Consider the following 7189-nt stretch of genomic DNA (forward strand, 5'->3'; position numbering starts at 1 on the left):
GGGCCGCTCCCTAGCGGGCGACGAAGTGGATCCGGCCCGGTGCCGGCACCGGCGCGGGCCGCTCGGCGGAGGTGGTGGTCTCCAGGTAGGTGACGAGGGCGTCGGTCTCCGAGGTCTCGCCGCCCTCGCGGGTGGTGATCGCGCCGAAGACGGTGAAGCCGTTGCCCCCGTTGGCGAGGAACTCGTTGAGCGCGACCTTGTAGGTCGCCGCGCGGTCGAGCGGCTGCCCGTGGACGCGGATCGTGTCGGCGAGGACGCGGTCGGCGCCGGTGCGGCTCATGTCGACGGAGTACGAGAGTTCGGCGGACAGCTGGAGGAAGCGCGGGGCGGCCTGGTTCTCGCCGGTGAACTGCTGCTGGAGCGCGGTGAGCAGCTGCTCGCCGGTGACCGGCAGGACCCAGAGCGGGCTCTCGAAGGGCTGCACCTGGTAGGCGTCGCTGAAGGTGACGGCTCCCCCGTCGTGGTGGACGAGGTCGGCGCGCATGCTGCCCGGGTTCATGAGGGCCAGGTCGGCGCCGTATCCCCGCGTCTCGGAGGCCTGGGCGTCGGCGAGGAAGCTGCCGAGGGGCGTCTCCGGCAGGGTGGAGCCGCGGCCCGGCATGTCACCGGCGATGTAGCCGACGACGCGGTTCGCCTGCGCCTCGGAGCGGGCGCGCCAGCTCTCGACGAGCTCGGCCATGGCCGGCTGCTCCGGGGTGCTGACGGGTACCGGCCGGTAGGCGGCGCGGACGCTGTCGCGGACGACGTCGCCCCGGCGGTCGAGGTCGAAGCGCAGGTCGGTGAAGGAGCGCCCGAAGGAGTCGGCCTGGGTGACCGAACGGGGCCGGCCGGCCGGGTCGGTGACGGTGCACTCGTACGAGGAGTGGGAGTGGCCGCTGACGATGAGGTCGACGGCGGTGGGGGCCTGCCGGGCGATGTCCTTGATCCGCCCGGCCAGCTTGGCTCCCGGGCCGCCCTCGTCGCAGGAGCCGCCCGCCGCCGTCTTGACGGCCTCGCCCTCGTGGATGAGCAGGACCTGGGCGCGCACGCCCTGGCGGGTCAGCTCGCGCGAGTAGCGTTCGATGACCGGGATCTCGTCGTGGAACTCGATGTCGCGGATCTTCGCCGCGTTGATGGCGTTGGGCGCGTCCTTGGTGACGAGTCCGATGAATCCGATCTTCTGCCCGCTCGGCAGGGTGCGGACGGTGTAAGGGGTGAGCAGCGGGGCGGTCTGGCCGCGTACGGTGACGTTGGCGGCGAGATAGCCGAATCCGGCGCCCTTGTACGGGGTGCCGGGCGCGCAGCCGTCGGTGGGGTGGCAGCCGCCGTTCACGATCCGGCGCAGTTCGGTGGCGCCCTCGTCGAACTCGTGGTTGCCGACGGAGGAGGCGGTGAGGCCGAGCCGGTCGAGGGCCTCGACGGTCGGCTCGTCGTGGAAGAGGGCGGAGATCAGCGGGCTGCCGCCGATCATGTCGCCGGCCGCGACGGTGAGGCTGTTGCGCTGTCCTTCGCGTGCGGCGTCCAGGAGCGTGGCCACCTGGGCGATCCCGCCGGCCTGGACGACGGGGCCGCGGTGCGTGATGCGGCCGGCCGCGCCCTGGACGGGGAGGAGGTTGCCGTGCAGGTCGTTGAGGGCGAGCAGTTGGACGGGGATCCGGGTCGGGGGCGCGGGCGGCATCGCGTCGGCCGCGGCTCCGCGGCCGGGCGGCGCGAGGCCGGTCAGGGCGGCGAGGGCGAGGGTCGTGAGGGCGAGCGCGGGGACGCCGCGGCGCCGGATTCTGCTGATCACGCGGAACGTTCTACGGGTCGCGCGGGCGCCGGGCCCCCTCGGCGGGACTCCGCTCACTCCGACGGCGGGGCCGGTTCACCGCAGAAACAATCAGCGGTTCGGCCCTCCGGCGTAAGGCCGGAGGGCCGGGAGGAGGCTCGGGAGGGACAGACCGGAAAGGGCGCCCGAGGGGGACAGCCGGGCCGGGGCCCGGCCTCGGGGCGCCGTCAGGCCTGGACGACCGGCGTACCGGTCAGTTCCACGCCCGCGAGCCGCATCTCGTCCAGGGCGCGGGCGGTGCTGTCGTGGGCGACGCCCGTCGTGTGGTCGAGCAGGACGCGCACGCCGAAGCCGTCGCGTACCCCGCCGAGGGCGGTCGCCTTCACACAGTGGTCGGTGGTGAGGCCGACCACGTCCACGGTGTCGACGCCCTGGGCGCGCAGCCAGTCGCCGAGGGCTTCGCCTTCGGCGGTGATGCCCTCGAATCCGCTCTTCGAGGCGGAGTGGGCGCCCTTGAAGAAGACCTCGTCGACCGCGCCGGAGGTCACGACGGGCTCGAAGTCCGGGTGGAACTCGGCGCCGTCGCTGCCGGCCAGGCAGTGCTCGGGGAAGGAGTTCTCGAAGTCGGGGTCCTCGGAGAAGTGGTCGCCCGGGTCGATGTGGTGGTCGCGGGTGGCGACCACCCGGACGTAGGTGTCGCCGGCCCGCTCCTTGACCAGGTCCCGCAGCGCGCGGGCCTGTTCGGCGCCGCCCGGGACGGGGACCTTCCCTCCTTCGCAGAAGTCCTTCTGTACATCGACGACGATCAGCGCTCGGCCCGTCATCGGACCTCCTCGGTTCTTGTGGGTGCTCAGCTGGATGGGTGGGGGGTGTGCGGCTCAGCCGCCGAGCAGGTTCAGCAGCTCGATGTCGTCCAGGTCGATGTCGGGGACGTCCACGTCATGGGTGAGCGTGGTGGCGGTGCCCGGCACCTGGCGCGGGGTGTCGGCCTGCGCGGCGCCGGCGACGGCGCCGAGGGCGATGCCCGCGAGGGCGAGGGTGGTCAGAGAACGCACGGTGAGATTCACGACCGGTAAACGATCTTTGTACCGGTTCGGTCACGACTCACTGTGAACGATCTGGATGAGATTGCCGCAGGTGTCGTCGAGCACGGCGATCGTCACCGGCCCCACCTCCACGGGCTCCTGGGTGAACCGCACGCCGAGCGCCCGCAGCCGGTCGTACTCGGCCGGCACGTCGTCCACGGCGAAGGCGGCGGCCGGGATTCCGTCCGCCACGAGGGCCCGCTTGTACGGTCCGACGGCCCGGTGGCGGTCCGGCTCCAGGAGCAGTTCGGTGCCGTCGGGGGCCTCGGGCGAGACGACGGTCAGCCAGCGGTCCTCGCCGACCGGGACCTCGGTCTTCTTCACGAAGCCCAGCACGTCGGTGTAGAAGCGCAGGGCCTTCTCCTGGTCGTCGACGAAGACGCTGGTCAGGTGGATCCGCATGGGTGCTCTCCGGTGGTGCGGGGGACGGTGTCGGTGCGTCATCTGTCTATCAAGCGGGCGCTCCGCGGGCCGGGGACGCGGCCGGTGGGCGCGCTGTGGTGGAGTCGGGAAGGCATCGTCACCGAATCGTGAAGCTCGCGCGGGATGCTCGGTGCAGTCGAGCGCACGACGCGCTTTCTCACCTCGGGGGCAGACCACCATGAGCACGATCCGCAGAGCCACCCTCGTCGCCGCCGCCGCGTCCGCCGCGCTCGTCCTGACGGCCTGTGGGCCTTCCGGGGACGACGCCGCCGGTGCGGGGCCGACGGCGTCGGCGACGTCGGGGGCGCCCGCGACCCCCACGGCGACCGGGGCGCCCTCGGGGGGCGGGGCGCCGACGGCCACGGGCACGCCGACGGGGACGGCGGCTCCCAGGACCGCCGCGCCGACGAAGACGGCGAAGCCGAAGCCGACCACCGACCCGGACTACGACGTCTTCCCGTGCAGCACCTTCGACGTGACGTTCTCGGCGAGCCTGGCCGAGAAGACCACCGGCAGCTATCTGCTGAAGATCACCAACAAGAGCGGCAAGCCGTGCCGGGTCCTCGGCCACCCCATCGTGACCTTCGGCGCCTCGGACGCGGCGGCCGTGCAGCGGGGCACGGCCCCGTCCCTGGAGGACTCCCTGCGTCTGGAGCCCGGCGCCTCGGCCTACGCGGGGCTCATGGGCGGCCCGCACGACGGCAAGGGCTCGACGGTCGACTCGATCGCGATGACCATGGACACCGAGTCGGACCTGAAGCAGAAGCCCCTCAAGGCCTCGACGCCCGGCCTGTACGTCTCCCCCGACAAGAACTCGGTGACGGCCTGGACGGACAACGCCGAGGACGCGCTCAGCCTGTAGGCGCCCGTCGCCGGGCCGTCAGCGCACGCCCCGGGTACGGAACTGGACGCTGACGCGGGGGCCGACGGCGCGGGTGGTCTTGGGGACCGCGTGCTCCCAGGTGCGCTGGCAGGAGCCGCCCATGACGACCAGGTCGCCGTGGCCGAGGGGCAGCCGGAGCGCCGTCGGGCCGCCGCCGCGCGGGCGCAGCGCGAGATCGCGGGGGTCCCCGAGGGAGAGGATCGCGACCATCGTGTCCTGGGTGGCGGAGCGGCCGGTGCGGTCGCCGTGCCAGGCGACGCTGTCGCGTCCGTCGCGGTAGAGGCAGAGGCCGGCGGTGACGAAGGGTTCGCCGAGTTCGGGCGCGTAGTGGGCGCCGAGGGTGTCGCGGGCCTCGACGAGGACGGGGTGCGGGAGCGGGGCGCCCTCGCGGTAGTACGCGAGGAGCCGGGGGACGGCGACGACGTGGTCGTACATGGCCCGTTCCTCGGCCTGCCAGGGCACGCGCCCGGCGAGCTCCTCGTAGAGCGCGTCGGCGCCGTGGAGCCAGCCGGGCAGGTGGTCGATCCAGGCCCCGTCGCCGAGCGCGGTCCGCCGGAGGCCGTCGAGCGGGCCGAGTCCGATGGTGTCGCCCTGGTCGAAGAGGGATCCCTGGAGGCCGGTCATGGGTCAAGGGTAGACCAGTAATCGAATGTACGAGCGAATTGGGTGCGGCTGGTCTCCGGGGCCGGGGACTCAGCCGGTCAGGTGCCGGTGGACCTGGGGGTTCGCCGCCAGGAAGTCCGCGAAGGACTGGGGCGGGTGCCCGGTCAGGGTGAGGACGGCGTCCGAGACGGTGTCCATCTCGCCGGTGGCCACCGCCTCGTACGAGGTGACCCAGCCCTCCACCTCCCAGTCGGGTGCCCCGTAGCCGGCCCGGGAGGCGAGGGCCTCGTCGCGGGTCTCGGGGACGTAGCGCACCGGGCGGCCCGAGGCCCGGGCCAGGGTCGCGGCGATCTCGGCGAAGGAGAGCGCCTCGGGGCCGGTCATGTCGTAGGTGGCGCCGTCGTGGGCGTCGGCGCCGAGGAGGACCGCGGTGGCCGCGTCGGCGATGTCGTCGTGGGTGACGGCGGCCACCCGGCCGTCGTCGGCGGGGCCCCGCAGGATGCCGTCGGCCCCGGTCATCGCGGCCAGGTCGGCCTGGTAGGCGCTGTCGCGCAGGAAGGTGTGGCGGACGCCGGTGGAGCGGATGTGCTGCTCGGTGTACCAGTGGTCGCGGGCGTACGTGAAGGTGGCGTGCGGCGCGGCGCCGAGGTACGAGAGGTAGACGACCCGGCGTACCCCGGCGGCGACGGCCGCGTCCACGGCGGTGGCGTGCGTCCTGACCCGGCCGGGCCCCTCGTGGGCGGAGACCAGGAACAGGGTCCCCGCCCCGTCGAGCGCCGCGCGCATCGCGTCGGCGTCGTCGTACGACGCCGTCCGGGTGTCGGCGACCGGCAGCGCGGCCAGCTTCTCGGGGTCGCGCCCGAGCGCCCGCACCGGCGCGCCCGCCTCGGCGAGGCGCCGGGTCAGGCGGCGGCCGATCCGTCCGGTCGCTCCGGTGACCGCGATGGGTTCCGTCAGGTCCGTCATGTCGCGCCTTTCGCCGTGCCGGGCCGCGGTGCGGTGCCGGTGCCGGTCGGATTCCCGGCCCTCCCATTCGACCCCGGCCGCGGCGCCGCCGCACGCCTTACGCGCGCCCGGCCGTCATGTCCATCAGCCGGGCCAGGACCCGGCCGCCGGAGGCGGCGACGCCGTCGTGCTCCCACTCGTTGGTGACCCAGGCGCGGGCGGCGCCGATCGCGCGGACCGTGGCGAGCGAGATGCCGGCGTCGACGTACATGTCGTCGTGGTAGACCACGGCGGCCAGCGGGATCTCGTTGGCGGCCAGCCGGGCGAGGTCGTAGAGCGGGGGCCAGTCGGCGCGCCGGGCGAGCAGCTCGGCGGCCTCGGCGAACGGGCGCAGGCCGCGGATCTCCTCGAACATCCAGGGGTGGATGGACTCCCCGGTGAGGAGCAGCGGCTTCGCGTCCTCGGCGAACTCGGGGTGGGCGGCGAGCGCCCGGTCGGCGGCCCAGGCGGTCGGCCCGGCGCCCTGGGCGTAGATCGACTCGTGCAGGACGGCGAAGAGCGGGTTGTCGGTGAAGCCGGTGAGGGCCTCGACCTGGTGGAGGAAGGTGTCGGTGAGTCCGCCGTCGCCGGTGTCGTCGAGGGCCTCGTCGAGCAGCCAGTGGAGGCGTTCGAAGCCGTCGCCCATGCCGAGGGCGAGGCCGAGGCTGCGCAGCCTGGGGACGGTGAGGCGGTCGCCGCCGGGCAGCCGCACGTCCGTGGCGGTGAGGAGGTCGGCGATCCGGCGGAGCCGGTCGGCGTCCTCGGGGTAGCGGGCGTACAGGTCGAGGACGCGGTCGCGCACGCGCGGGGAGGTGTGCGCGTACACGTCGTCGGCGGTGGCGGTGAGGCCGGGCAGGCCGCCGGTGACGTGGCAGGAGCGCAGTCCCTCGGGGGCGAGGGAGAGGTACGTGAGGGTGACGAAGCCGCCGTAGCTCTGGCCGAGCGTGTCCCAGGGGGTGTCGCCGCAGAGGTGGCGGCGGATCAGCTCGGCGTCGCGGACGATGGCGTCGGCCCGGAAGTGGGCGAGGTGCCCGGCGAGCTGCTCCGGGGAGGCGAAGCGGGCCGCGGTGCGGGCGGTGACGGGGGTGGAGCGGCCGGTGCCGCGCTGGTCGAGCAGGAGGACCCGGTGGGTCTTCAGGGCCTGGTCGAGCCAGCCGGGCGAACCGAAGATCGGGCGGGGCGACTTGCCGCCCGGCCCGCCCTGGAGGTAGAGCAGCCAGGGCAGCGGTTCGGCGGCCCGTGCGGGGTCGACGACCTCGCGGGCGAAGACCTGGAGGGTGGGGCCGTCGGGGTCGTCGTGGTCGAGCGGGAGCTCGAAGACGTGGTCGGTGGTCGCGTACGCGGGGTGCATGGATTCCTTTCCCGTGGCGGGGGGGGGGGGGGGGGGGCGGGGGCGGGGGCCCGGTTCACAGGGCCCGTGCGGGCGCCAACGTGTTGGGGGGGGAGGACCGAAATAATCCGGGG

8 protein-coding genes are annotated in these 7189 nt (G+C 74.0%); 1 reads left to right on the forward strand and 7 read right to left on the reverse strand.

What is annotated here, in order from left to right; genetic code table 11:
- Window positions 1-10: 10 nt before the first annotated feature.
- The 4 genes from AB0Q96_RS21440 to AB0Q96_RS21455 form a co-directional block, all read right to left on the reverse strand.
- Window positions 11-1768, reverse strand: a complete 1758-nt coding sequence (locus tag AB0Q96_RS21440; RefSeq protein ID WP_365327675.1) for a bifunctional metallophosphatase/5'-nucleotidase — start codon at window positions 1766-1768, stop codon at window positions 11-13.
- Window positions 1769-1974: 206 nt separating this feature from the next.
- Window positions 1975-2571, reverse strand: coding sequence for an isochorismatase family protein (locus AB0Q96_RS21445; RefSeq protein ID WP_365327677.1), 597 nt, complete (start codon window positions 2569-2571; stop codon window positions 1975-1977).
- Window positions 2572-2625: 54 nt separating this feature from the next.
- Window positions 2626-2802, reverse strand: a complete 177-nt coding sequence (locus AB0Q96_RS21450) for a hypothetical protein (protein WP_365327679.1) — start codon at window positions 2800-2802, stop codon at window positions 2626-2628.
- 42 nt (window positions 2803-2844) lie between these two features.
- The gene (locus AB0Q96_RS21455) at window positions 2845-3234 is read right to left on the reverse strand and encodes a VOC family protein (protein WP_365327681.1); all 390 of its coding nucleotides are present in this window, start codon (window positions 3232-3234) and stop codon (window positions 2845-2847) included.
- Window positions 3235-3433: 199 nt separating this feature from the next.
- On the opposite strand from AB0Q96_RS21455, the gene AB0Q96_RS21460 reads away from it, so the two are divergent.
- Window positions 3434-4117: a DUF4232 domain-containing protein gene (locus tag AB0Q96_RS21460; protein ID WP_365327683.1), complete on the forward strand. Its 684-nt coding sequence runs from the start codon at window positions 3434-3436 to the stop codon at window positions 4115-4117.
- Window positions 4118-4135: 18 nt separating this feature from the next.
- Here AB0Q96_RS21460 and AB0Q96_RS21465 read toward each other — a convergent pair whose 3' ends face one another.
- From AB0Q96_RS21465 to AB0Q96_RS21475, 3 genes are all read right to left on the reverse strand, one after another.
- On the reverse strand, window positions 4136-4762 hold the full coding sequence (locus AB0Q96_RS21465; protein WP_365327685.1) for an alpha-ketoglutarate-dependent dioxygenase AlkB: 627 nt from the start codon (window positions 4760-4762) through the stop codon (window positions 4136-4138).
- A gap of 69 nt (window positions 4763-4831) precedes the next feature.
- Window positions 4832-5698, reverse strand: coding sequence for an SDR family oxidoreductase (locus AB0Q96_RS21470; protein ID WP_365327717.1), 867 nt, complete (start codon window positions 5696-5698; stop codon window positions 4832-4834).
- A 106-nt stretch (window positions 5699-5804) separates the two neighbouring features.
- Complete coding sequence (locus AB0Q96_RS21475; protein WP_365327687.1) at window positions 5805-7076, reverse strand: alpha/beta fold hydrolase; 1272 nt, start codon at window positions 7074-7076, stop codon at window positions 5805-5807.
- Window positions 7077-7189 lie beyond the last annotated feature (113 nt).

Source organism: Streptomyces sp. NPDC093111 (assembly GCF_040683955.1).
In the GTDB taxonomy this organism is placed as follows: Bacteria; Actinomycetota; Actinomycetes; order Streptomycetales; family Streptomycetaceae; genus Streptomyces.